The 22,881-nt window shown below is 40.6% G+C and carries 28 protein-coding genes; 11 read left to right on the top strand and 17 right to left on the bottom strand.

The features are described 5' to 3' along the window. Window positions 1-40: 40 nt before the first annotated feature. Complete coding sequence (locus tag HMPREF2637_RS08005) at window positions 41-514, top strand: aminoacyl-tRNA deacylase (protein ID WP_070839895.1); 474 nt, start codon at window positions 41-43, stop codon at window positions 512-514. A gap of 2 nt (window positions 515-516) precedes the next feature. After that, a complete protein-coding gene (locus HMPREF2637_RS08000; RefSeq protein ID WP_002890596.1) occupies window positions 517-1,155 on the top strand; it encodes a histidine phosphatase family protein in 639 nt (212 codons plus the stop codon). Window positions 1,156-1,254: 99 nt separating this feature from the next. Here the strand turns inward: HMPREF2637_RS08000 and HMPREF2637_RS07995 are convergent, their stop codons facing one another. The 4 genes from HMPREF2637_RS07995 to HMPREF2637_RS07980 all read right to left on the bottom strand — a co-directional run bounded on the left by HMPREF2637_RS07995 (window position 1,255) and on the right by HMPREF2637_RS07980 (window position 4,760). Further along, window positions 1,255-1,674, bottom strand: a complete 420-nt coding sequence (locus HMPREF2637_RS07995; protein WP_070839892.1) for a hypothetical protein — start codon at window positions 1,672-1,674, stop codon at window positions 1,255-1,257. Between the two features lie 57 nt (window positions 1,675-1,731). Then, on the bottom strand, window positions 1,732-2,634 hold the full coding sequence (locus HMPREF2637_RS07990; protein WP_070839890.1) for an HAD family hydrolase: 903 nt from the start codon (window positions 2,632-2,634) through the stop codon (window positions 1,732-1,734). 319 nt (window positions 2,635-2,953) lie between these two features. Continuing rightward, on the bottom strand, window positions 2,954-3,433 hold the full coding sequence (locus tag HMPREF2637_RS07985) for a hypothetical protein (protein WP_070839882.1): 480 nt from the start codon (window positions 3,431-3,433) through the stop codon (window positions 2,954-2,956). A gap of 13 nt (window positions 3,434-3,446) precedes the next feature. Beyond that, a complete protein-coding gene (locus HMPREF2637_RS07980) occupies window positions 3,447-4,760 on the bottom strand; it encodes a LysM peptidoglycan-binding domain-containing protein (protein WP_070839880.1) in 1,314 nt (437 codons plus the stop codon). A gap of 227 nt (window positions 4,761-4,987) precedes the next feature. Between HMPREF2637_RS07980 and lysS the strand changes: the two genes are divergently transcribed. Both lysS and HMPREF2637_RS07970 read left to right on the top strand, forming a co-directional pair. Next, window positions 4,988-6,478, top strand: coding sequence for a lysine--tRNA ligase (gene lysS / locus HMPREF2637_RS07975; RefSeq protein ID WP_070839877.1), 1,491 nt, complete (start codon window positions 4,988-4,990; stop codon window positions 6,476-6,478). 52 nt (window positions 6,479-6,530) lie between these two features. Beyond that, window positions 6,531-7,076 (top strand): DUF7832 domain-containing protein, encoded by a 546-nt coding sequence (locus HMPREF2637_RS07970; protein ID WP_070839874.1) that lies wholly within the window; start codon window positions 6,531-6,533, stop codon window positions 7,074-7,076. A gap of 39 nt (window positions 7,077-7,115) precedes the next feature. Here the strand turns inward: HMPREF2637_RS07970 and HMPREF2637_RS11190 are convergent, their stop codons facing one another. Beyond that, window positions 7,116-7,304, bottom strand: a complete 189-nt coding sequence (locus HMPREF2637_RS11190; protein ID WP_241502339.1) for a hypothetical protein — start codon at window positions 7,302-7,304, stop codon at window positions 7,116-7,118. Window positions 7,305-7,377: 73 nt separating this feature from the next. Then, window positions 7,378-8,799 (bottom strand): hypothetical protein, encoded by a 1,422-nt coding sequence (locus tag HMPREF2637_RS07960; protein WP_070839871.1) that lies wholly within the window; start codon window positions 8,797-8,799, stop codon window positions 7,378-7,380. 316 nt (window positions 8,800-9,115) lie between these two features. Here HMPREF2637_RS07960 and HMPREF2637_RS07955 point away from each other — a divergent pair, with 316 nt between their 5' ends. Beyond that, window positions 9,116-10,450: an Nramp family divalent metal transporter gene (locus HMPREF2637_RS07955; protein WP_070839868.1), complete on the top strand. Its 1,335-nt coding sequence runs from the start codon at window positions 9,116-9,118 to the stop codon at window positions 10,448-10,450. Between the two features lie 35 nt (window positions 10,451-10,485). Here the strand turns inward: HMPREF2637_RS07955 and HMPREF2637_RS07950 are convergent, their stop codons facing one another. Further along, complete coding sequence (locus HMPREF2637_RS07950) at window positions 10,486-10,698, bottom strand: YdbC family protein (protein WP_002886106.1); 213 nt, start codon at window positions 10,696-10,698, stop codon at window positions 10,486-10,488. 124 nt (window positions 10,699-10,822) lie between these two features. Between HMPREF2637_RS07950 and HMPREF2637_RS07945 the strand changes: the two genes are divergently transcribed. Together HMPREF2637_RS07945 and HMPREF2637_RS07940 are read left to right on the top strand one after the other, a co-directional pair. Beyond that, a complete protein-coding gene (locus HMPREF2637_RS07945) occupies window positions 10,823-11,107 on the top strand; it encodes a hypothetical protein (protein ID WP_037600382.1) in 285 nt (94 codons plus the stop codon). Between the two features lie 96 nt (window positions 11,108-11,203). Next, window positions 11,204-11,743, top strand: a complete 540-nt coding sequence (locus tag HMPREF2637_RS07940; protein WP_037600379.1) for a biotin transporter BioY — start codon at window positions 11,204-11,206, stop codon at window positions 11,741-11,743. Between the two features lie 45 nt (window positions 11,744-11,788). Here the strand turns inward: HMPREF2637_RS07940 and HMPREF2637_RS10950 are convergent, their stop codons facing one another. The 3 genes from HMPREF2637_RS10950 to HMPREF2637_RS07930 form a co-directional block, all read right to left on the bottom strand. Beyond that, window positions 11,789-12,106: a CHY zinc finger protein gene (locus HMPREF2637_RS10950; protein ID WP_083320407.1), complete on the bottom strand. Its 318-nt coding sequence runs from the start codon at window positions 12,104-12,106 to the stop codon at window positions 11,789-11,791. Then, complete coding sequence (locus HMPREF2637_RS07935) at window positions 12,106-13,392, bottom strand: peptidase U32 family protein (RefSeq protein WP_037600604.1); 1,287 nt, start codon at window positions 13,390-13,392, stop codon at window positions 12,106-12,108. The genes HMPREF2637_RS10950 and HMPREF2637_RS07935 overlap by 1 nt, the downstream gene beginning before the upstream one ends. Before the next feature lie 95 nt (window positions 13,393-13,487). Beyond that, a complete protein-coding gene (locus HMPREF2637_RS07930) occupies window positions 13,488-14,417 on the bottom strand; it encodes a peptidase U32 family protein (protein ID WP_070839865.1) in 930 nt (309 codons plus the stop codon). A gap of 238 nt (window positions 14,418-14,655) precedes the next feature. Here HMPREF2637_RS07930 and HMPREF2637_RS07925 point away from each other — a divergent pair, with 238 nt between their 5' ends. Further along, window positions 14,656-14,952, top strand: coding sequence for a DUF3270 domain-containing protein (locus HMPREF2637_RS07925; RefSeq protein ID WP_070839862.1), 297 nt, complete (start codon window positions 14,656-14,658; stop codon window positions 14,950-14,952). A 56-nt stretch (window positions 14,953-15,008) separates the two neighbouring features. Here the strand turns inward: HMPREF2637_RS07925 and HMPREF2637_RS07920 are convergent, their stop codons facing one another. The 7 genes from HMPREF2637_RS07920 to HMPREF2637_RS07890 form a co-directional block, all read right to left on the bottom strand. Then, entirely contained in the window at window positions 15,009-15,449 is a 441-nt protein-coding gene (locus tag HMPREF2637_RS07920; protein ID WP_002890570.1) for a YtxH domain-containing protein, read from the bottom strand. 12 nt (window positions 15,450-15,461) lie between these two features. Continuing rightward, complete coding sequence (locus HMPREF2637_RS07915) at window positions 15,462-15,860, bottom strand: DUF948 domain-containing protein (protein ID WP_002885965.1); 399 nt, start codon at window positions 15,858-15,860, stop codon at window positions 15,462-15,464. Window positions 15,861-15,984: 124 nt separating this feature from the next. Then, a complete protein-coding gene (lgt, locus tag HMPREF2637_RS07910; RefSeq protein ID WP_049545281.1) occupies window positions 15,985-16,776 on the bottom strand; it encodes a prolipoprotein diacylglyceryl transferase in 792 nt (263 codons plus the stop codon). Then, complete coding sequence (gene hprK, locus HMPREF2637_RS07905) at window positions 16,776-17,705, bottom strand: HPr(Ser) kinase/phosphatase (protein ID WP_070839859.1); 930 nt, start codon at window positions 17,703-17,705, stop codon at window positions 16,776-16,778. Before hprK ends, lgt begins: the two co-directional genes overlap by 1 nt. Before the next feature lie 127 nt (window positions 17,706-17,832). Further along, window positions 17,833-18,096, bottom strand: a complete 264-nt coding sequence (locus tag HMPREF2637_RS07900; RefSeq protein WP_002885986.1) for a PspC domain-containing protein — start codon at window positions 18,094-18,096, stop codon at window positions 17,833-17,835. A 65-nt stretch (window positions 18,097-18,161) separates the two neighbouring features. Further along, the gene (locus HMPREF2637_RS07895) at window positions 18,162-18,602 is read right to left on the bottom strand and encodes a SprT family protein (protein ID WP_037611480.1); all 441 of its coding nucleotides are present in this window, start codon (window positions 18,600-18,602) and stop codon (window positions 18,162-18,164) included. Next, window positions 18,589-20,721 (bottom strand): Tex family protein, encoded by a 2,133-nt coding sequence (locus tag HMPREF2637_RS07890; RefSeq protein WP_070839856.1) that lies wholly within the window; start codon window positions 20,719-20,721, stop codon window positions 18,589-18,591. Before HMPREF2637_RS07890 ends, HMPREF2637_RS07895 begins: the two co-directional genes overlap by 14 nt. Before the next feature lie 279 nt (window positions 20,722-21,000). Between HMPREF2637_RS07890 and HMPREF2637_RS11580 the strand changes: the two genes are divergently transcribed. The 3 genes from HMPREF2637_RS11580 to HMPREF2637_RS07880 are packed head-to-tail and all read left to right on the top strand — an operon-like array spanning window position 21,001 to window position 22,855. Next, window positions 21,001-21,132 carry an SPJ_0845 family protein gene (locus tag HMPREF2637_RS11580; protein WP_002885949.1) on the top strand — a complete coding sequence of 44 codons (132 nt, stop codon included), beginning with the start codon at window positions 21,001-21,003 and terminating at the stop codon, window positions 21,130-21,132. A 5-nt stretch (window positions 21,133-21,137) separates the two neighbouring features. Further along, window positions 21,138-22,040, top strand: coding sequence for a permease (locus HMPREF2637_RS07885; RefSeq protein ID WP_064523374.1), 903 nt, complete (start codon window positions 21,138-21,140; stop codon window positions 22,038-22,040). Next, window positions 22,040-22,855 (top strand): TIGR03943 family putative permease subunit, encoded by an 816-nt coding sequence (locus HMPREF2637_RS07880; RefSeq protein WP_049553771.1) that lies wholly within the window; start codon window positions 22,040-22,042, stop codon window positions 22,853-22,855. The genes HMPREF2637_RS07885 and HMPREF2637_RS07880 overlap by 1 nt, the downstream gene beginning before the upstream one ends. Window positions 22,856-22,881 lie beyond the last annotated feature (26 nt).

Below are 22,881 nucleotides of genomic sequence, written 5' to 3'. Positions count from 1 at the left end.
TGGATGGTAGAAATGTATAACTTTAAAAGGAGATATGACAATGGCTAAGAAAGGCAAAGTCAAGAAGACCTTGGTTGACCAAATTCTTGATAAAGCTAATATTGACCATGATAGCTTATCCTTCAATGGTTTAGAAGGGGAGCTTCCAGAAGATGTGGCGCGTGAGAGCATTTATAAAACCCTCGCCCTTAAGGGAGATAAGACAGGACCAGTCATCGGCATCGTCCCTATCACCGAACACCTGTCTGAAAAGAAATTAGCTAAAATTTCAGGGAACAAGAAAGTTCAAATGATTCCACAAAAGGATCTCCAAAAAACAACTGGCTATGTTCACGGAGCTAACAACCCAGTGGGAATTCGTCAAAAGCACAATTTCCCTATTTATATCGATCAATCTGCCCAAGAAGCTGGCTTCCTTATTGTCTCAGCGGGGGAAATTGGGCGTTCTATCCGTATCAATAGTCAAGATCTTGCTGATTTTGTTAATGCTGAATTTTCTGATATTAAGGAGTAATCATGAAACTGTATTTTGTACGTCACGGTAAAACCGAGTGGAACTTGGAAGGCCGACTTCAAGGCGCCAAGGGAGACTCGCCTTTGCTTAAAGAATCTATCGAACAAGTACGTGAGTTAGGTCACTATCTCAGTGACACACATTTTGACTTGATCTTCTCAAGTGACCTACCACGTGCTAAAAAAACCACTGAACTCATCATGGAGTCTCAAAAGCCTAAAGCTAAAGTTACCTACACTAAAGCTCTGCGTGAATGGCAACTTGGTAAACTGGAAGGGCAAAAAATTGCACTCGTTCAGGCCATCTATCCAAAAGAAATGGATGCTTTCCGTCATAACCTAGCCAACTTCCGTGCTAATGACTTCCAAGCTGAGTCTGTCTACCAGACAACCAAACGTGTGGCCGAATTTGTTAAAACACTTAAAGATAGTGATGCTAAAAATGTCCTCATCGTCGGTCACGGAGCTAACTTAACGGCTTCTATCCGTACACTCCTTGGTTTTGAACCTGGTCTTCTTCGTAAGGCAGGCGGTCTTGACAATGCTTCTGTCACTATTCTCGAAACCAATGATTTCGAGCACTTCACTCTTAAATGTTGGAATGATACATCTTATATGGATGAACAAAACAAGATTAGCTAAATCATTGACTGACTTCATAAGACAAGCGATCCTGAACAAGGGTCGCTTTTTAGCAGTCAAAAAGCCCTTAAATCTATTACTTTAAGAGCTTCACTTCAATTATTTCCAACTCGGTTCCTCTGGCAAACGATTTAATTCGACACCAAAGTCTCGGGCCAAGTCCTCTAGTTCATTTTCAAAATCGTCTAGTTCCTGTGAGACAAGATCATACTGTCCTTCAGACAATAAACGCTTAAAACGAAGACCACGACTCAAGATAAATTCCACGTCTATTTTGGCAGTTCTGTGTACATGTTCCCAATAGTTGTTAGCAAACCCTCTTTGCTTTTCCTCAGCATTAAGGTGGTCCACTAATGCATAATAGGAATCCCAAGCAACGCCCTTCATCTGCTCTGCATCTCTAATACCTTCGAAGAGATCGTCACGTTTGGCTTCGAGTGCTTCTACCTCTTTTCTCAAAGCATCACGTTCAGCACTTAGTGCTTCAATATCATGTTTCAAGTTGTTGATTTCTACCATTTTCAAACTCCTTATCTCACGTTCTAGACAATAAAACGGCCATACGAGGCCGCTCTATTATCTTCCATATTTCATACGAAGGATTTTTTCCTGGTTCGCATTCAAACGAAGAAGGATAACCACTTTATCAATACTCATATTGCTCTCAAGAAGACGTTCAGCCGCCATCATAAGACCATTATTGATACCTAGTTGAAGGACTGGATTTTCATTATCATTGATATCAAAGATATATTTGTTATTTGGAAGGTCGAAAAGGACTTTTACCGCTCCAAAGAGTTGCTCAAAATTGTCGATTTCCAAGTCGAAGACTGGCTTAGTACCTGGTTTGAGGCTACGTCCACGGTGGTTAAACCACATAGAATGCCAGCCACCATTGAAGGCACCCATGACATCATTGTCATAAGAATCTCCAACGTAGAGCGTCGTCGATGGATTCATATCAAATTGCTCAGCTGCAAGGTTGAAGATTTCCTTCTCAGGCTTTTGGAAACCTGTCGCCTGACTGACGATGACACGCTTAGGGTCCACATAATCATAAAGTCCCAACTTCTTGACCTTCTTAAGTTGGTGCTCTGTTGGTCCATTGGTAATAATACCCATAGGAACATTTTTTTCCTTGAGGAAATCAAGGGTCATGCGCATCTCATCAAGCATGGTGATATTTTCCAACTCATGCTCGTAAACCTCTTGGAAATGGTGACCTGTTTCTTCATCAATTTCACGGTAGCCAAACTCCAAAAGGGTCTCTTTACAGCGCCAAAAACGGAAATACTCAGTTGTCCACTCACCGGCCATTACACGTGGAAAACCAACATCAGAATAGTGGCGGAAACGAATGTAGGCTTGATTCATGTGGCTCATATCAAAGTCAGGGAAGCATTTTTCCATGGCAATACGATAAGGTGCCTGTTGGTCATAAATAGTATCGTCAACGTCAAAAACAATAGAAGTAATCATCTGTCCGTTCTTTCTTATATCATTCTCTTGTCAGAGACTTAAATAAATTAGGAAACTAACAACTAAACTACTACATGAGTCAGCTCCTAAGTTTATCTTCAGTCTTGCAAAAGTAAGCTTTTAGTCAACTGTCTAGGGCAATCTTACTCGTCTGTTTTTTAACTAAGATGCAATTGCCCAAACAGTCTTATTATACCGTTTTTACCCTTTCTTTTCAATTTTCGACCCCACTTAAGAAAAAATTATTCGTGTTTTGAAGATAGAAAAAGGTTTGGAACATTTTGTCCCAAACCTAATGCCTCTTGTCATATTTAGACGCTTATTTAATTTCTTTAAAGGTCATTTTTTGTTTGACTTCACCCTGACCACCTTTGGCAATCTGGTAATAGAAATCTTTTGATGTGAAGTGGTCGCCATAAGCAAAAACCTTGTTGTACTGCCATTGTGACAATTGATCGTCCTCTTTTTTACCGAGTGTCAATGTTGTTTTTGTCACACTGTATTCCCACTTAGCTGTTTGGTCATTATAGGCCTTGTCAAAATCAGTCTGACTCTTAGCAGCATTAACCACTGTCGTACGATCCTGACTCACAAGCGCCTTATTACCACCTTCTTGGAAGGCTACATACATGACACGATTATTGACCTCACCGTTTAGAGTACTTGAGTATTGGTAAACCTTACCAGGTACAACACTATCTAAATGGTGTGTTCCCCAGTAATAGAAAGCACCAAATCCAGATCCCGTAACCAAGAGACAAGCAAGAACAACACTAATAATGATATTTCTCTTTGACATGTGCTGCCCCTCTCTATTCGTCACCAGTTAGGTCAGAGAAAGTTGCCTCTGAGTCTGTTTCAGTGTGGCTTGAAGAACTTGATGATGAGCGTTCAAGGCTTGATGAGCTTGAACTCATGCGTGTTTCTGTTTGAGAATCATCACTTGATGACGCCTTAGATTCTGATGATTTTTCAGTGCTTGATGATGAACTTTCTTTTTCTTTGTAAACATCAACGTTGAAAGCCCACTTATCACCTTTATAACTTACCTGAATTTGAGCATATTTTGCCTTGATAAGATCTGACATCTTACCTCCGTTGCTAAGGGTGTCGTAAATCTTTTCAGCGAGAGCTTTCGCATTAGCTTCCGTTTTGGCACCATCTTTAGGTCCATCAACAATATCTTTAGCTTTTGGCGTTTCACCTTCAAGGTAAAGGGCTTTGCTTTCAGTGTCCTTCTTAGCTGTAGCATTTGCACCAGTCTTATCACCTTCATGTGAGAAGAATGTCCATGCAGGACTACCTGAGCGTTTTTGTTGATAAACTTGCTCAAATTCACTTTGAACCTTGTCTTGGAAAGCATCATCAGTCAATTCTTTTTCCTTAGAACTTTCTGTACTTGCTTTGCTTTCACTACTGCTTGCTGTTGAGCTTGATGCAGAAGTAGAAGATGAAGATCCACTTGTTGAACTTGATGAAGCATCTTTAGATTCTGATGATGTTGAAGATGATTCCTTGCCATCTTTAGAATCTTTAGTATCTTTGTCTTTATCGTTATTATTGTTAGTTGTGTTATTTGAGAATGAAACGCTATTGTCAGAATTATCTGGAGCGTAAATCACTGTATTCTTAGAATGGTCATCAGAGACAAAAGTGCTGTTATTGATAATCACTCGGTTGTTATCACCGTAGTAGTTGTTGATAACAATCTTAGAATGTGCACAACGGTAACCATTACCAGTCACGTGGTAACCTGCTGGGACATCACCATCACGTTTCAAGATGAGGACGTCACCTGCAAAGATAAGGTCAATATTCTGAATATTATTATCGTAGGCTAACTTTTCAATAGAAATCCCAGTCGCTTGAGAGATTCCCCACAAGGTATCTCCCCATTGAATCACGTATTGTTGGCCATCTAACTGCTGTGGATTGATGTTCTGAGTTGTCAAATTATTTGTAATCTGTTCAGGTGTGCTGGCAATCCAGTTTGTAATATCAGCAGCGTGAGCACTCGTTTGATTTTGATAAAAGCTATCTGCTAACACAGATACCGTAGGCATCCCAATAGGTGCTAGTAAAGCGCCAAGCATCACGGCTTTACTAACATAATTTTTCTTTTTCATCGTATTTCCTCCTTATATCATACGAAACTTACTTTGCTATTGTACACCCTTTTTATTATATTTGTCAATAAATTCTATAACTTTCTAATCAAAGGTTAATGCTAGTTAGCGATTTGTCCTAAAAATAGACAAATCCTAGCTTTATTTATCTGACATTTAATCATTTGTCCTATCTTTAGAAGGTGATTTATGATACAATAATTACGACTATTTTATGGAGGACTAACATGTCAAATCAACACATGGAAGAATTGAACGATCAACAGATTGTCCGTCGTGAAAAAATGACGGCCTTGGCTGAACAAGGAATCGATCCTTTTGGTAAGCGATTCGAACGCACAGCTACATCTGGTCAATTAAAAGAAAAATACGCTGACAAAACAAAAGAAGAATTGCACGAAATCAACGAAACTGCTACTATCGCAGGTCGTTTGATGACTAAACGTGGTAAAGGTAAAGTTGGCTTCGCCCACATCCAAGACCGCGATGGTCAAATCCAAATCTACGTGCGTAAAGATGCTGTCGGTGAAGAAAACTACGAAATCTTCAAGAAAGCTGACCTTGGTGACTTCCTCGGTGTCGAAGGTGAAGTTATGCGTACAGATATGGGAGAACTTTCTATTAAAGCTACTCATATCACACACTTGTCTAAAGCCCTTCGTCCATTGCCTGAGAAATTCCACGGACTTTCAGACGTTGAAACAATCTACCGTAAACGTTACCTCGATTTGATTTCTAACCGTGAAAGCTTTGACCGCTTTGTCACACGTTCAAAAATCATTTCTGAAATCCGTCGCTACCTCGATGCTCAAGGTTTCCTTGAAGTAGAAACACCTGTTCTTCACAACGAAGCTGGTGGTGCTGCTGCTAAACCTTTCATCACTCACCACAATGCACAAAACATTGACATGGTGCTACGTATCGCGACTGAGCTCCACCTCAAACGTCTCATCGTTGGTGGTATGGAACGCGTTTACGAAATCGGACGTATCTTCCGTAACGAAGGTATGGATGCCACTCACAACCCTGAGTTCACATCTATCGAAGTTTACCAAGCTTACGCTGACTTCCACGATATCATGAACTTGACTGAAGGTATCATCCAACACGCTGCTAAAGCTGTTAAAGGTGACGGACCTATCAACTACCAAGGAACTGAAATCAAGATCAACGAACCATTCAAACGCATCCACATGGTTGACGCTATCAAGGAAATTACTGGTGTCGACTTCTGGCAAGACATGACTTTGGATGAAGCCAAAGCTATCGCTGCTGAAAAGAATGTTCCAGTTGAAAAACACTACACTGAAGTTGGTCACATCATCAACGCCTTCTTCGAAGAATTCGTTGAAGAAACATTGATTCAACCAACATTCGTTTACGGTCACCCAGTTGCTGTGTCTCCATTGGCTAAGAAAAATCCAGAAGACCCACGCTTCACTGACCGTTTCGAACTCTTCATCATGACAAAAGAGTACGGAAATGCCTTCACCGAATTGAACGACCCAATCGATCAATTGTCACGTTTCGAAGCACAAGCTGCTGCTAAAGAACTCGGTGATGACGAAGCAACAGGCATCGACTACGACTACGTTGAAGCCCTCGAATACGGTATGCCACCAACAGGTGGACTCGGAATCGGTATCGACCGCCTCTGCATGCTCCTCACTGATACAACAACTATCCGTGATGTCTTGTTGTTCCCAACGATGAAATAATAAAAATATCCCATTATTCAAATAATGGGATATTTTTATACGAGGTATAAAGATGTTTAGAAAACTGAAGTCCCTTTTTAAGAAAAAATCAACTGTAGTTGAACAGCCTGAGACAAAGAGAGAAGAAAGTCAATTAGACTTTCCCATAGACCGCACAGATTATTTTTTCGATCATGCACTTGTATTCTATTGTGAAGAAAATGATATTACTTCAGAAAAACTAAGCAAATCAGATATGCTAAAGATTAGCAAAAGAGCTGCCTTTCATCTCAGTGTCTTCGTAGCCTGGCTAGCAAAACATGATTTTCTGAATCCCCAAAGCGATGGATTTAACCTTGAGGATGCACAAAAACTCAAGAATGAAACGATTACGGGTACAGACTATCTCTTTAAACATCTTGATGAAAAACTCTATTCATCTGATATTAGTGACACACTCCTCCCCTTCATCTCTGATTTTTATGAAGATTATATGGATTTTTGTTATACAGTCTTGGTTGATGATGTTGCTAGAACTGAATTTGACTGGAAAATCTATCACTTGGTTGAAGATGATATCGACGAGATATTCAGTCAATATAAAACTCACATCAATTAATATGAAAAACGCTTCCCTCAAGTCGAGAGAAGCATTTTCTTATTTCCAAAATTTTGCTTTTGAGGCTGTGACCCATGCTGATAGACAAGCTAGGGCTACTACTGCATAGATAGCGTATTGTTTCGCAGGATAAAGCCAGGCTTTGTTTTCTTCATGCCAGCGAGACTTCCAAAGGCCGATGTAATCACCCGTCATTCCAGGATTTTTAAGGTGATCTGTGTAATGCAATGCTAAATTACCTATTTTAGGTATTTAAAAAATATCAATGAAAAAGATAATTCAGTCTGCCATAACATTTATTTTAGTATTTTGGGCTTGTAAAGTAAAAGAAATACCTATCACCATTACTTAGCTTTTTCTTAGACATAAGTTTTTCGAAACTCTCCCTATTAAAAATAATACATCTAAATTTATCTTTTTGATAATTATCCCACTGTACTGCAAAAATAAAAAATTTGAATTGAGAATCAATTTTATCTTTCATAACCGTATTCCAAGACCACCATTCATACAAATACCCAGCTTTCATTTCCTGTACATAATTTTTACTCCTACTAATTTTTGAGTTTTCTTTTGTAATTCCTAAATGTAATTTCTTTTCTAATGCATCAATAATTCGATTATTAATAGATATTCGTATATCATCACTAATAGTAATAACTTCTGCACCATTTCCCTGAAGCAAATCATTAATAGGTGTGTCACCCCACTCATCTCTTTTTTCTAGAATAACTTGTTCATAATATTCTTTACTTGCCAACATACTATTAGTATCTAAATTATGTTTATTTAAATCATGAACTGCATCATCCTGTATTGAACCTTCCTCTGTTGAATATTCAAACGAAATCTGCTCTCTACTACTACCCATCTCATCATTTACTAAACTATTCCTAATAATTATTTTTGATTGATCAGGTAAAAATCTTTTGAAAAAGGATTTTGAAATACTTTCATCAAAGACACACTCATTAAAAATCACAGTTCCACCTTCAACAAAAAAATCCCAATTTTCTAAAAATTTCGCTGTAAAAAAGCATTTATAAAATGAAATTTCCTCGGGTCTACCAGCTAGATTTTTTAACATAGAACAACGATCAAAATCTACAAAACAGAGTTTATTTAGCGACTTACTAGGAAATAGTTTGTAAAATAATTCAGTACTTTCCTCATCATGAGAAATCAAGTTAATTATTTTCGAATTAACTTCTCTCCAGCTTTTCTCAGCTTTAACATCTTGTTGCAGTTTCCCTTGTAAAAAAACAAATAAACTATTCAAGTCTAATTCTATTTCATTATCAAGTTTCCTAATAACTTCAAGTTTATCTAGTATTCTTGAAATTTCTAACCAATTCTTTGAACTCAACTCCTTATTCTCCTCAGAAGTCTCAGAGGACCACTTAGAAAATGCAACTCCAACTTCTTTTTTCATCGCATCTTTACGTTTTTCTTCGGAATCATTATACCAAGTTGTTATTGTTGGGATTGCAATAACAACACCTGCCAAAACCTCGCCTTTTGTTATTTCTTCAAATATCTTTGAATCCTCAAAGAAAAATAACCTCAGGCATAATAATACCAAAATAATCCAAATTGAAAATATAACAGATGAAACAAGTCTCAATAAATACGAAAGTTTACTTCTTAAAACCATATATACCACACAAACAAGAAGTAATATCGTAAAAACAATTAGAGCCACAAGAAAAGAAATTTTTTCCATAAAAACACCTCCATTTATTATTGAACTTATTTTAACACATTTTCAAAGGTGTTTTCGTATTTTTTCAATTCATTCATCAATTTCATAAACTAAAAACATAATTAAAATATTTAATCATTCTTAAACATTAAATATATAATTAGCTTCATATAGTAAAATTTTAGCATATTAACACTCCTAGAATTAATTGGACATTGTATATTCTTCTACAACCCATTCCTTCCTTGCACATCTTCCTCATAGTGTTATAATAAAATTGTCTGTCTATCTAGAAATAATACACTTTTAGGCAGATATGACTTAGAAAGAGGTGTTTATGACATTTTCAAAGAAGGTTTCCCTTTCTGAGGTAAACCAATCCATAGATACACCAAATAATAATCGTTTTTGGCAAAATCTTAAGGCTTTCTTGGGACCTGGGGCTCTTGTGGCCGTGGGTTACATGGATCCAGGGAACTGGATTACCAGTGTCGTCGGTGGGGCGACCTACAAGTATAGTCTGCTTTTTGTCATCTTAATTTCATCTTTAATCGCTATGCAGTTGCAACAAATGGCTGGGAAATTAGGGATTGTGACCCAAATGGACCTAGCTCAAGCGACTGCCTATCACTCGCCCAAATGGTTGCGATACACGCTTTGGGTGATTCTGGAGCTGGCCTTAATGGCGACGGATTTGGCTGAGGTGCTTGGTTCTGCCATTGCTCTTAACCTGCTCTTTGGTATTCCAATTATGGTTGCCATTCTGGTGACAATCCTAGACGTCTTCCTGCTACTGCTCATCATGAAGCTAGGATTCAAAAAAATCGAGGCTATTGTTTCAACCTTGATTTTGACTATCTTGGTTATCTTTGTCTATCTGGTAGCCTTGTCTGAGCCTAGTATTACGGGAATCCTAGAGGGTTATCTCCCTACGCCAACGCTCTTCGAGCCACATGCTGCTGGACATACCAACCAGTTGACCTTGGCGCTTGGGATTGTGGGTGCGACCGTTATGCCACATAACCTCTACTTGCACTCATCCTTGTCACAGACTCGTAAGGTTGACTATTCTGATGGCAAAGACGTGACTAAGGCTGTCCGTTTCATGACCTGGGATTCTAACATCCAGTTGACTTTGGCTTTTGTGGTTAACTCCCTCCTCTTGATTTTGGGGGCAGCTCTCTTCTTTGGTCATGCTTCTGATATTTCAGCTTTCTCACAGATGTACAATGCTCTTCAGGACTCTAAGATTGCTGGTGCGGTAGCTAGTTCGACACTTTCAACACTCTTTGCCTTGGCGCTCTTGGCTAGTGGTCAAAACTCTACCATTACTGGTACTCTGACTGGCCAAATTGTCATGGAAGGCTTTCTCCATATGAGGTTACCGCAGTGGGTAATTCGTTTATTCACACGTCTCTTCGCCTTGCTACCTGTTATCGTTGTAGCTATTCTCTACGGTGATCAAGAAAAGACTCTGGATCAACTGCTAGTTTATTCACAGGTTTTCCTTTCACTTGCCTTGCCATTCTCTATCTTCCCTTTGATTTACTACACTTCTAAGAAATCACTCATGGGAAAACACGTCAATGCTAAGTGGAATACTTTCCTTGGTTATGCCATCGCTATTGTCCTAACCATTCTCAATCTCAAACTTATCATTGATACGTTTTAAACAAAAAATAAGGCCAGCGCCATGCTGACCTTGTTTTAGTTTTTGAAGGCGTCAACGAGAACTTGGAATTCTTCATTGCTAAGGGTGATCCCCTTGCCCATCTTGGTGTGGTCTGGACTCCACGTACGGATGTCATACTTAGCCGGTGCGCCATTAAAGCTCACACGATTGAGTTCCTTAGTCCAGCCCTTGTCATTCTCAGACAAGACCAAGAGTTTTTCTTCAATTTCAAATGAAAATTCTGCCATTTCCTTACCTCCACTAGCTTTATTCGTTTTTTTCTGTGAAAATTGTGTGTTTTAGAAAGAAGTTATCCACAAAATTTCACCTTTCATGCTATAATTATTTTATCAAGAAACGAGGGAAATGACCATGATAAACTTTTTAGAAGCAGTAAAGCATCAGCTTCATCAGTTTGTGGAAACAGGTCACAGCAAACCTGTCCACCTAATGCAAAATCAGCTTATTAACGATATCTATCATGCTATTGATTATAACCAAATGGTCATGCTGACATCCAATCAGAAGACCTATAAGGGCTACATCAACCGTTATGACAGAGAGCGACAAGCCATCTTTATCGAGCAAGATAAGATCATCAGCATGATTGAACTAAAAGAAATCAAACGTCTAAAAAACATATCACAACGAGGTTAACTTTATCAGTTAACCTCTTTTTATTTTAGAGTTGACTATTGTAGAATCCCTTGCTATAATAAGTTAACTATTTATTTAGGAAAGGTTAACTAAAAAATGACACAAAACCGTACACTGTCACTCATACTTCCTGCCTTCGGTGCTGCTATCATTGCCGCACTGGCTCAAATTGTTATTCCTATCGGTGCAGTTCCCATTACGCTTCAGACTTTTGCTGTTGGACTGGTTGCTGCCATCCTTAAGCCAAGAGAGGCAACTCTTGCCGCTACTCTCTACCTTATCCTAGGCGCTATTGGTCTTCCCGTTTTTGCAGGTGGAGGCGGTGGGCTCCAAGCCTTCTTTGGTCCTTCAGCTGGCTATCTGCTTGCCTACCCATTTTTTGCACTTGTCACATCTGCACTGGCTCATGCTAAGACTCCTATCTGGAAGATCTTTTTGGCTTTTGTTTTGGGAGATGCACTTGTCTTTGTTGGTGGTATCCTTAGCCTGCACTTTCTTGGAAAGATGGGATGGTCTGCAGCTGTAGCAGTCGGTTTGACACCCTTTATCATCCCAGATCTTTTAAAAGGTCTGATTGTCGCTTTGGTGACTAAGCCAGTTTTAAAAGCACTAAAAAATCATAGTTACTTTAACTAAAAAAGATTGAAGACTTTGTTCGTGTGAACAGAATCTTCAATCTTTTTATTTTTCAAAATAAATATCATAGTGCTTTGAACAAGCTGGATTAAAGGCACTGTGACAATTGGGACAGGCTACTACCTCTTGATATTCCTCAATAGTCATCTCATGCCGACAAACGCCACAAATAAGGACCTTGTCCTGCTTCAACTGGCAAGGATAAGCTCGAAAATTGTGATTCTCCAAGCGATCATGGCACTGATAACAGGCATAATACTTCTGACACTCAAAGCATTTTAGGGCAACAATATCTAGCAAGGAATGGTAGTGCTGACACCTACTCTGACCATCCACCAGAAGCCCATTGATTTGACTTGTCATTAGGCACGAACAGTTTTACTTGAACCGTCTTTTTGGTAGAGGTTAATCAAACCTTCTTTAGTTGAACGAATCATGTCACCAGATTTAACTTCTTGTGGCACGGTAATTGTAAGAAGTTCCATTGGGTTTGGTGCACGGTCAATTTTGTTACCATTAGCATCGTGAAGGTCTTTGATATCACATTCAAAATGACGGAAGCCTGGTCCGTAGAATTCAACGTGGTCACCTTCGAGAATAACATTACGTTGACGGATTGTAGCTGTCATAGTGGCTGGATCAAAGTCTACTACTTCACCAACGAATTTGTATTGTGGAATTTTACGACGGGCACCAAAGAGTTGCTCGTTTTCTGTTGGTGTCTTGTAGTAGAAACCTGTTGCCAATTCACGTTGGGCAACTTTCCAGAGTTCGTTAATCAAATCATCTTTGATGGCGTAGAAGGCTTCTGCACTTTCCATGTAAGCGTCACAAGCAGCCTTGTAGCAGTTAGCAACTGTTGATACATAGTGGACAGATTTCATACGACCTTCGATTTTAAGGCTGTCAACACCATTATCAATAAGGTCTGGGATATTTTCAATCATACACATGTCAACGGCTGACATTGAGTATTCTTCAGGAACTTCACCGTGGATACTCTTTCGCTCTTGGCCGAATGGCATGTCGTAAAGATCATATTTCCAACGGCATGACTGTGAGCAACCACCACGGTTGGCATCACGGTCTGACATATGGTTAGAAAGGGTACAGCGACCTGAGTATGAGATACACATAGCACCATGGACAAAGGCCTCAATTTCAAGGTCCGTACGTTTACGGATTTCAGCCAATTCCTCCATAGTAACCTCACGTGCCAAAACAACACGGGTCAAGCCATACTGTTTCCAAAAATGGAAGGTTTCAACGTTTGTCGCAGATGCTTGCGTTGACAAGTGGATATTAAGTCCTGGAGCGTAGGTTGAACAGATTTCAATCAAGGCTGGGTCAGATACGATAACGGCATCGAGTCCCATATCACGCAATTCACGGAACCACTCACCAGCTCCTTTTTCATTTCCTTCATGGGTAACCATGTTTGAAGCGACGTGCACATCAACACCTCGTGCGTGAGCGTATTCGATACCTTCGCGAAGCTCATCCATGGTAAAGTTTCCGGCACGGCTACGCAAACCATAGGCTTGTCCACCAACGAAAACAGCATCTGCGCCGTAATTTACAGCGACTTTCAATTTTTCCAAAGTCCCAGCAGGTACCAAAACCTCTGGGCGTTTTTTAGTTGTAGTCATAATTTCTCCAATTTGCAAGATTGTCGATTTTTGTTTTTAGAAGTCTCCTTCGTTCCCTGAAAATGGAAAACTCTCAAACGAAGGAGGAAGGGTTATTATTTTACACGGTCAGGTTCATAATCATAGAAACCTGTGTCCAAACCACGGTTGCCTGGGTGTAATTTATGAATAGCCTCATCAAAGAGGAAGGCTTGATCTTGTGAAAATTCGCCAGCCTCGATGAGGTCACGAGCCTTCACAAAATACTCAGTGATTTTTACGAAGTTTTCACCTGGGCAATAAACACCATCTAACTTCCAGTGGTCAAAACCATGTTCAACGAGTTCTGAAAGTTTAGTCATCATATCCAAGTCATTGTTGGCAAAGATATGTGTTCCATGCAAGTCTTCGTAAACTGAGTAGTGAGAATCTGGGTCACCAGGCTCAGAAAGGAAGAGGTCACGTTCTTTGGTAACAGCTTCATCCGTTTTGATAAAGTTGTAGTAGTTTTGAAGAAGTGGTCGTTTTGAATGGTGAATGATACTTGCACCGTAAACCAAAACCTCAGCTGGAATTTGAAGATTTTCAGCCATGATGAAGAGTTCCGCAGACGGAATTTCACGAGCCAAAACAGCTTCAGAAGCTCCAGCCTGTTTGCCCCAGAAATTAATCTGACGGCTAGAGGTTACCATGGTTGAAGCATCATAAATCATTTTGAAGGGACGTTTGTCACGGTTACAGATGTAGAAAACCCCTGCATCACCAACCGTGATGTAATCTGCCTTGATTTCTTCAAGAAAATCAAGGTAGTCTGGAAGAGCATCCATCATACCTTGGTGCATGAGGGCGTTAACGGCAACAGTCAATTCCTTGCCAGACTCATGTACCAGCTCTGCAATCTTTCGCATCTCTGCGAATGAAAAAGGCTTAGGCAAACGAAGGCCAAAAGCTTTTTCGCCGATGTAAATACGATCTACGCCAAGTTCTAGGAGCTCACGTGCCTGCTCGTAGCTCTCAGCAGTCGCTGTAATCACTATTTTTTCCATAACTCACATTATAGCACAAATGATTTGATTTTTTTAGAATTTTTAGGTTCAAACACCCGTATCTAAATATTTTAAATTAGTTTTTAAATACTATAATTTTCACAAAAATCAAAAAAAACTTTGCAATATAAAATTTTTATGGTATTATTAATGAGATTCTAAATAGTGAAATACTGGCTAAGTATTTTAACCTACACGAAAAAGTGGTTTAGATATTTTATATAGAAAGGAGGCAGACATGGCTGACAACTTACACCGTCAATTTGATCACATTGAAGATTTCGAGACTGAGCATCCTCAAACGACGAATTATCAAGATTATCAAGGTCTAAATAGTAATAGTATTAAGCTACAAGATATGATTTTCTTTGGACGTATCTCAAGCTTCTGTATTTCAACAGTCCTAGTTGCCTTCCTTTTCTTAGTAGCACAGGTGGCTACCTTCTGGGCCTTCTTCTGGGCAATTACCATTAGCGTCATTGGTCAGATAGGTATTTATGTCCTAATCGAATATTATAAAGCACAAAAACGTTGACTGCTGGTCAACGTTTTTTTCGTACTAAAAAAAGAAAGCCTCATGGGCTTTCTTTATTATTTTGCTTCTGCTGCTTCTTCAGAGATATCTTTAATATCAATGACGATATCATCAACGATAGCTTTTGTTTCTGCTTCAACATCCGCTTGTTCAGGAGTTACTTGAGCTGTTTTCTCCTTGATAAGTTCAAAGCTTTCTTTTGCAAAGTCAGCAACTTGAGCTGTTTTTTCTTGAACGGTTTTTGTCAAATCATCTGCAGTGATTTCACCATTTTCAAATTTTGTTTTGTAGTCTTGGAAAGTATCGACTGCCAAATCTTTGTAGTCGCTAGCTTTTTCCACTACTTGATTTTGATAAGCTTTAGGATCTTCTTTGAATGAAGCGATTTCTTCATCGATACGTGATTTAACAGCTTTACCTTTTTCAGTTGTAAAGAAGTAAGCTGCTGCAGCTCCAGAAGCTGCACCAATGATTAGGGTGTTTAAAAATTTACTCATGAAAAGACCTCCTTATTTTTTCTTGTCTTTTTTACCAAATAGTTTTGAAGCAACTTTACCGATAGCAAAGGCTGAACCCGCCTTACCAACACTTGCTCCTGCTGCACTTGCTTTAGCACCGAGGTAACGAGCTTCAGTATTCAAGTCAGAAACACTTTCTGAAAGCTCAGCTACTGCTACAAAGAGAGGATCGATTGTTTGAACTTTTTCATTAACATCTTCAACCAAGACGTTTGCCTTAGCTAAGATTTCATTTGTTTGATGAAGGGTTACATTAATGTCTGTACGAAGCACAGCAACTGTTTCTTCAACTTCTTTGACCACATGACGTGTACGAAGTAGGGTAGGGATCAATGCAATGAGGAACGCAGCAAGTGCGATTGCGATAATAAGAAATGCAATTTCTGCCATAGTTTAGGACTCCTTTGACCTTTTTAAAAGGTCGCTACAAGAAAACTGAAGTAAACTCTCCAGTTTCCAGTGACCTTTGTTATGATAATTTTCATTATATTATAACAAAGTCTGAGCTATATGACTAGTTTTTCATTTTATAATCTGCCTCTGGACGTTGCTTTCGCAAATATAGTAAGATAGCACCCAAGATGATAATGGCGATGCTGACCCATTGAGAAACACGCAAGCCAACAAACATGAGGCTATCGGTACGCATGCCTTCAATGACAAAACGTCCAAGACCATACCAGATAAGGTAAAATGAGGTCACATCTCCTTGACGTAGTTTCTTATTAAAGCGTCTTAGTCCTAGGATAGTGATAAATCCGACTAAGTTCCAGAGACTTTCATAAAGAAAGGTCGGTACACGATAACTCCCATCAATGAACATCTGCTGGCGAATAAATTCGGGGACATAATTCAGATGACTAACTGCTCTTCCGTAAGCCTCTTGGTTAACAAAGTTTCCCCAGCGACCGATACTCTGAGCAATCATAACGCCAGGTGCCGCGATATCTAGAAAATCCAAGACAGCAATGGCATGACGTTTCGAAAACCAATAGAGGACAGCTGCACCAGCAATCAAGCCACCATAAATGGCAATTCCGCCATTCCAAATCGCAACAATTTCTGAAGGATTCTGACTGTAGTAAGACCACTGGAAGATCACATAGTAGAGCCTTGCACCAACAATGGCTATAGGAAAGGCAAGAAGAATAAAATCTAGGATGTTTTCAGGGTCAATTCCCTTTTCGGGAGCCCAACGCTGAGCCAGATAAACGGCTAGTAAAAGACCAGATACGATACAGATGGCATACCAATGAATACTAATGGGGCCAAGCCTTAGAGCAATAGGATCAATAGTAGCTAACATTAGTTTTCACCATTCTTACTAATGAGGTTGGTCAAACGTTCCTCAAAGGTTTTGGTTGCATCAAATCCCATTTGCTTAGCACGGTAGTTCATAGCTGCAGCCTCGATAACAACTGATACGTTACGTCCTGTCTTAACAGGAATACGGACACGTGGAATCTTAACGCCTTGCAATTCGATTTCTTCGTTTCCGTTTCCAAGACGATCAAAGATCTTGCCATTTTCAAAATTCTCAAGATAAATGGCCAACTGAACTTGAGAGGAATTACGGACAGCACTAGCTCCGTAGAGACTCATGACATCAATGATACCAACCCCACGAATTTCAAGAAGATGGCGGAGGATTTCCGCGGGCTCACCCCAGAGAGTCTCCTCATCCTTAGCATAAACATCCACACGGTCGTCAGCGACAAGACGGTGACCACGTTTCACCAACTCAAGCCCTGTCTCACTCTTACCGATGCCAGAGTCTCCTTGAATAAGAACTCCCATCCCGTAGATATCTACCAAAACACCATGGACACTAGTTCGTTCAGCTAATTGCGAGTTAAGATACCAAGACATGTCACCTGAAAGCGACGATGTGCCGTTTCGTCCTTGAAGAACTGCTACACCATTTTCCTTAGCAGCTCGATACAGCTCCTCAGGGATATCAAGCCCACGCGCTACGATAACAGCTGGGGTTTCTTCTTTGAACATGTTTTTGAAAACAGAGTAACGGTTGTGATCAGTCAAGGTTTTAAGGTAAGACCACTCCTTCATCCCAACCAATTGAATACGCTCCGGTGAATAATAGTCAAAATAACCTGTCATTTCTAAACCAGGACGAGAGATATCAGCAGTTGTTATCGGTTTTGCCAAAAGCTCCTTATTCCCATAGACAACCTTGAGTTTAAGCCTGTCAACCAACATTTTAACGGTTACTGTCATGTTATTTCCTCCGATTATTTACTAGTTTCATTGTATCATAAAAAGGTTTTCAATGCGGCTCTCAAAGCAAAAAAGACCTATGACTAGCACTAAGGCCAATCATAGGTTAATGTCTATTAACAATTACTTACCAATTCCACTCATCTTCAACAGGTTCAGCGTTTTTACGTTTGCGTCCATCCTTGAGTTTGATTTCGGGATAAATATCTTCTTTGTAAGGAAGGAGAAAGGCTAAAACCAAGTATAGGAAGATTCCAAACTGCGTTGAAACCATGAGAATAATAGCCAAAATACGAGCCAGAGCTAGATCCCAGCCAAACTTATCTGCCAAACCTGCAACAACACCGGCGACGAGTCTATTTTTTCGTGTCTTATAAAAACGATTTGACATGGTCTTCTTCTCCCATCATTTCTTTGATTTAATTATATGATTTTTTTAAAACAAAAAAATCAGCCCTAGGACTGATTTAGAAAAATGAGCTTGCCTCGACACAAACCGCAGGCAAATTTCTGTGTATTGACACGGCGTTTGCGACGGTAGGTATGACCACAGGATTGGCACTGATAGAGGTAGTAGTTCTCCACTTGCCCTTGCATCTTTGGAGCGTATCTAAGGCCGTCAACCTTGGCTAGTAAATCCTTAAAATCTCTATCCGCATGCTTGTAGCCCTTCCCTTGAAAATAAAGGTGATAATGACAGAGTTCATGGCGGACGATTTTTCGAAAGGTTTCAAGACCATGTTCCTCATAGAGTTTTGGGTTAAAATCTAAATGACCATCCTTGGGAAAGAACCGACCTCCAGTGGTTCGGAGACGCTTGTTCCACAAGGCTTGGTGCTTAAATTCCCAGCCAAAATCCTCTATAGAAACAGTCTTAACATAATCAGTTAGATTCACGTGGATTCACCAAAGAAAGATTGAGTTTTTCATGCTCTAAGTCAACTTTTGAGACCCATACGGTAACCAAATCCCCAACAGAAACGACCTGACTTGGATGGTTAACGAAGCTCTTACTCATCTCTGAGATGTGGATAAGTCCATCCTCGTGGACACCGATATCCACAAAGGCACCAAAGTCCACAACGTTACGGACCGTTCCTTCAAGTTTTTGTCCTACTGACAAGTCTTTGAGTTCAAGAACATCTTGACGAAGCACTGGTGCTTCAAAATCGTCACGGAGGTCACGGCCTGGTTTCAAAAGGTCAGCAATGATATCTTTGAGGGTTTCCTGTCCAAGTCCCAATCCTTCCGCTGTTTCTTTAAGATTAAGAGCCTGCAATTTTGCCTTGGCAGAATCGTCCAAGTCTGTGATAGCTAACTGCTTGAAGAGGGCTTTTACCGCTGGGTAAGACTCTGGGTGGACCCCTGTATTATCCAAGATATTCTTGGCATTTGGAATACGAAGGAAACCGGCAGCTTGTTCGAAGGCCTTAGCACCAAGACGTGGGACCTTTTTGATTTCAGCACGCGATGCAATCTCACCATTCTCCTCACGGTAGGCGACGATATTTTCAGAGATGGTCTTGTTGAGTCCTGACACGTGTGACAAGAGGGTACTACTTGCCGTATTGACATTAACACCAACCTGGTTAACCACGGTATCGACGACGAAATCAAGATTTTCAGAAAGTTTCTTCTGACTAACATCATGCTGGTATTGGCCTACTCCGATTGATTTAGGGTCAATCTTAACCAACTCAGCCAATGGGTCTTGAAGACGACGGGCAATGGAAATGGCAGAGCGTTTTTCGACCGTTAAGTCTGGGAACTCATGGCGGGCCAACTCTGATGCAGAGTAGACAGAGGCACCACTTTCATTGACAATAACATAAGAAGTCTCTGGAAAATCCTTGAGAACTTCTGCTACAAAAGCTTCACTCTCACGACTGGCTGTTCCATTACCGATAGCGATAATCTCAATGGCATGCTTCTTAATGAGGTCAGCCAAGTCTTTTTTAGCCTGTACGATTTTAGCCTGACTGGCTGGAGCCACTGGATAGATAACTTGCGTTGTAATGAGCTTACCAGTTTGGTCAACCACGGCCAACTTAGCCCCTGTACGAAAGGCAGGGTCAAAACCAAGTACCATCTTACCTTTAAGTGGTGATACTAAAAGAAGGCTTCGAAGATTTTGAGAGAAAAGTTGAATAGCACCATCTTCTGCTGCTTCAGTCAACTCGCTACGGATACGACGCTCCATGGCTGGGATGATTTTCTTCTTGAGAGATTGGTTGATAACTTCCTCGATATAGTCGTTTTTTTGTTTGAAACGGGCACTGTAAAAACGGTGCATTTTCTCAAGATTGTGCTTAAAGGCCACCTTAATAACGCCTAGTTTCTCCCCACGGTTAAGGGCTAAGGTACGGTAACCTTGAAGTTTAGACACCTTGTCTTCAAAATCATAGTAGATTTTGAAAGTTTCTTTTTCATCCAGCGATTGATCCTTGAGGGTTGAAGTGATATCACTGTTGTTCCAGATTTCGTTGTAGGTCCAAGAGCGTAAGCTATTGTCCTCAGAAAAGGCCTCAACCAAAATATCCACAGCACCAGCAAGAGCCTTATCAGCTGTTGGAAAGGCTTCAGATGTCAGCTTTTCAGCTTCAGACTTGAGGTTTGGACTATTTTGCAGGATAAGACGAGCCAAGGGGAAGAGACCTGCTTCACGGGCAACCGTCGCCTTGGTGCGGCGTTTTTCCTTATAGGGAAGGTAGAGTTCTTCCACATCTGCCAACTTTTCAGCGGCTTCAATAGCTGCCTTGAGTTGATCGGTCAATTTGCCCTGAGCCTCAATCTTGGCAAGAACTGTTTCCTTACGGTCTTGAAGAGCAGTCAAGGACCTGTCCATATCAATGATGGCCTTGATTTGCGTTTCATCCAGATTGCCTGTTTTTTCCTTACGGTAACGGGCGATAAAGGGAATGGTATTGCCTTCTGCGGTCAATTCTAAAACAGTTTCAACTTGTTGTTTTTTTAGGCCCAATTCCTGAGCCAATGTCTCTAAATTACGATTTTCCATAAACTATATTATACCACGAGAGGAGATTTGCTTGGGCAGAAAACCTTGTAGCTGAAGCGAGAATTTTTAAGCAAGAGGTAGTATAATAGAAAAGTAAACCTATTGTTAAGGGCTATTTCTAACAGAAATGATGCCCTTAGTATCTTTTTGCAACTGAACTCGGGCTATTTCTTTCGGAAAATAGATGCATCTTCCTAGAAGCAGAGCTTCTTCGGTCGATGCCCTCTTTTCTCTTAGAAATGACGCCCTTAGTATCTTATTTTAACTCGGAGGCTTTTTATGGCGGTTATTCAGAAAAAAACAAATGAACTTGAAAGCATGATGGCATCTTTTGCGGCTATCCCTGATTTTGAGAAGGCGGGAACTGATCCTAAGAAGGACAAACGTCTTCAAGAAGATAAGAAGAAATAATAGTTATGGCTATTTTTCATCAACTACCAGATAGCGTTCTGCAGCTTCTGGCAGTTTTTCTATCGATTATTATCGAAGCCCTGCCCTTTGTTTTACTGGGAAGTATCCTATCTGGCTTTATCGAGGTCTTTGTGACTCCTGAAAAGGTCCAAAACTTCCTTCCTAAAAACAAGGTCTTGGCTATTCTCTTTGGAACCCTGATTGGTTTTATTTTCCCTTCTTGTGAGTGTGGGATTGTTCCAATTATCACGCGCTTTTTAGAGAAAAAAGTGCCTAGCTACACGGCTATTCCTTTCATGGCAACTGCTCCTATCATTAATCCAGTTGTTCTCTTTGCGACATACACAGCCTTTGGGAACTCTTGGTACTACGTAATTTTACGTTTCCTTGGGGCTTTCTTGATTGCCATGATTTTGGGAATCTTGCTGGGCTTTGTAGTGGATGATCAGATTCTCAAGGACAATCGTAAGGCTAGTCATGTTCACGACTATAGTGGTTTGTCAGCTGGTAAGAAAGTCTTTCAAGCCCTGGTTCATGCGGTTGACGAGTTCTTTGACACTGGGCGTTACTTGATTTTCGGGAGCTTGGTGGCTGCAAGTATGCAGACCTACCTACCAACCCGAATCCTCACAACCATCGGTCATAATTCAGTGACAGCTATCCTGATCATGATGCTCTTGGCCTTCATCCTCTCGCTTTGTTCAGAGGCCGATGCCTTTATCGGGGCTTCGCTGCTCTCTAGTTTCGGAGTGGCACCAACGGTTGCCTTTCTCATCATTGGTCCTATGGTTGATATCAAGAACTTGATTATGATGAAACACCAGTTTAAGACACGCTTTGTTGGTATCTTCGTAGGAACCGCAAGTCTGGTGACAATCATTTACTGTCTGCTATTGGGGGTGATTTAATGTTACGTTTTCTCATCTTATCTGGGTATTTTGAGCTCGTCATGTACTTGCAAGTTTCTGGCAAGCTCAACCAGTACATTAACATCCACTACTCCTACTTGGCCTACATTTCCATGGTGCTGTCCTTTATCCTTGCTGTGGTTCAACTCATTGTTTGGATGAAACAGATGAAGGTTCACTCGCATTTGTCAGGTCGAGTAGCCAAGGTAGCCAGCATCGTTCTCTTGGCCTTTCCAGTCCTCACGGGGCTCTTGGTGCCAACAGTAACCTTGGACGCCAATACCGTGTCAGCTAAGGGCTATCATTTTCCACTGGCGGCAGGGAGCGATCCTAATCAGGCCGACCAAGAGGGAACGACTATTCAGTACTTGAAGCCAGACACCAGCTCCTACTTCACCTCCTCAGCTTATGAGAAGGAAATGACCAGAGAGCTAGCCAAGTACAAGGGACGTGAGACCATACAGATTACCACAGAAAATTACATGGAAGTCATGGAGCTCATCTACCTCTATCCTAACGATTTTGTGGGCAAGAAGGTCACCTATACCGGCTTTGTCTACAATGACCCACAAACCAAGGGTTATCAGTTCATCTTCCGTTTCGGAATTATCCACTGTATCGCCGATTCAGGTGTTTACGGATTGGCGACGACAGGAAGTGACCAAACCTTTAAGGACAATACCTGGGTAAAAGTCACTGGTACCATCACTGTGGATTACTATCAAAATCTTAAACAGAGCCTGCCTGTCCTCAATTTAACTGAGGTCAAAGAGGTCGGTCAGCCTGACAACCCTTATGTATATCGCGTATTTTAAAAAGCCAAGTTCAGTTGAACTGGCTT

The sequence above is a fragment of the Streptococcus sp. HMSC065H07 genome (genome assembly GCF_001837325.1).
Classification (GTDB): domain Bacteria; phylum Bacillota; class Bacilli; order Lactobacillales; family Streptococcaceae; genus Streptococcus; species Streptococcus salivarius_H.
The sequence above is the reverse complement of the archived record's forward strand: the minus strand, read 5'-3'. Positions and strand labels throughout refer to the sequence as shown.

Bases quoted from the DNA above. Each gene is read 5' to 3' on its own strand.
- HMPREF2637_RS07890 (WP_070839856.1), bottom strand. From the start codon at position 20,721: ATGGAAAATCGTAATTTAGAGACATTGGCTCAGGAATTGGGCCTAAAA.
- lysS (WP_070839877.1), top strand. From the start codon at position 4,988: ATGTCAAATCAACACATGGAAGAATTGAACGATCAACAGATTGTCCGT.
- HMPREF2637_RS07925 (WP_070839862.1), top strand. From the start codon at position 14,656: ATGGCTGACAACTTACACCGTCAATTTGATCACATTGAAGATTTCGAG.
- HMPREF2637_RS11580 (WP_002885949.1), top strand. From the start codon at position 21,001: ATGGCGGTTATTCAGAAAAAAACAAATGAACTTGAAAGCATGATGGCA.
- HMPREF2637_RS07990 (WP_070839890.1), bottom strand. From the start codon at position 2,634: ATGATTACTTCTATTGTTTTTGACGTTGACGATACTATTTATGACCAA.
- HMPREF2637_RS08000 (WP_002890596.1), top strand. From the start codon at position 517: ATGAAACTGTATTTTGTACGTCACGGTAAAACCGAGTGGAACTTGGAA.
- HMPREF2637_RS07945 (WP_037600382.1), top strand. From the start codon at position 10,823: ATGATAAACTTTTTAGAAGCAGTAAAGCATCAGCTTCATCAGTTTGTG.
- HMPREF2637_RS07950 (WP_002886106.1), bottom strand. From the start codon at position 10,698: ATGGCAGAATTTTCATTTGAAATTGAAGAAAAACTCTTGGTCTTGTCT.
- HMPREF2637_RS07885 (WP_064523374.1), top strand. From the start codon at position 21,138: ATGGCTATTTTTCATCAACTACCAGATAGCGTTCTGCAGCTTCTGGCA.
- HMPREF2637_RS07930 (WP_070839865.1), bottom strand. From the start codon at position 14,417: ATGGAAAAAATAGTGATTACAGCGACTGCTGAGAGCTACGAGCAGGCA.
- HMPREF2637_RS08005 (WP_070839895.1), top strand. From the start codon at position 41: ATGGCTAAGAAAGGCAAAGTCAAGAAGACCTTGGTTGACCAAATTCTT.
- HMPREF2637_RS07995 (WP_070839892.1), bottom strand. From the start codon at position 1,674: ATGGTAGAAATCAACAACTTGAAACATGATATTGAAGCACTAAGTGCT.
- HMPREF2637_RS07985 (WP_070839882.1), bottom strand. From the start codon at position 3,433: ATGTCAAAGAGAAATATCATTATTAGTGTTGTTCTTGCTTGTCTCTTG.
- HMPREF2637_RS07915 (WP_002885965.1), bottom strand. From the start codon at position 15,860: ATGGCAGAAATTGCATTTCTTATTATCGCAATCGCACTTGCTGCGTTC.
- HMPREF2637_RS07920 (WP_002890570.1), bottom strand. From the start codon at position 15,449: ATGAGTAAATTTTTAAACACCCTAATCATTGGTGCAGCTTCTGGAGCT.
- HMPREF2637_RS07960 (WP_070839871.1), bottom strand. From the start codon at position 8,799: ATGGAAAAAATTTCTTTTCTTGTGGCTCTAATTGTTTTTACGATATTA.
- HMPREF2637_RS07980 (WP_070839880.1), bottom strand. From the start codon at position 4,760: ATGAAAAAGAAAAATTATGTTAGTAAAGCCGTGATGCTTGGCGCTTTA.
- HMPREF2637_RS07880 (WP_049553771.1), top strand. From the start codon at position 22,040: ATGTTACGTTTTCTCATCTTATCTGGGTATTTTGAGCTCGTCATGTAC.
- HMPREF2637_RS07955 (WP_070839868.1), top strand. From the start codon at position 9,116: ATGACATTTTCAAAGAAGGTTTCCCTTTCTGAGGTAAACCAATCCATA.
- HMPREF2637_RS10950 (WP_083320407.1), bottom strand. From the start codon at position 12,106: ATGACAAGTCAAATCAATGGGCTTCTGGTGGATGGTCAGAGTAGGTGT.
- HMPREF2637_RS07940 (WP_037600379.1), top strand. From the start codon at position 11,204: ATGACACAAAACCGTACACTGTCACTCATACTTCCTGCCTTCGGTGCT.
- HMPREF2637_RS07970 (WP_070839874.1), top strand. From the start codon at position 6,531: ATGTTTAGAAAACTGAAGTCCCTTTTTAAGAAAAAATCAACTGTAGTT.
- lgt (WP_049545281.1), bottom strand. From the start codon at position 16,776: ATGTTAGCTACTATTGATCCTATTGCTCTAAGGCTTGGCCCCATTAGT.
- HMPREF2637_RS07900 (WP_002885986.1), bottom strand. From the start codon at position 18,096: ATGTCAAATCGTTTTTATAAGACACGAAAAAATAGACTCGTCGCCGGT.
- hprK (WP_070839859.1), bottom strand. From the start codon at position 17,705: ATGACAGTAACCGTTAAAATGTTGGTTGACAGGCTTAAACTCAAGGTT.
- HMPREF2637_RS07935 (WP_037600604.1), bottom strand. From the start codon at position 13,392: ATGACTACAACTAAAAAACGCCCAGAGGTTTTGGTACCTGCTGGGACT.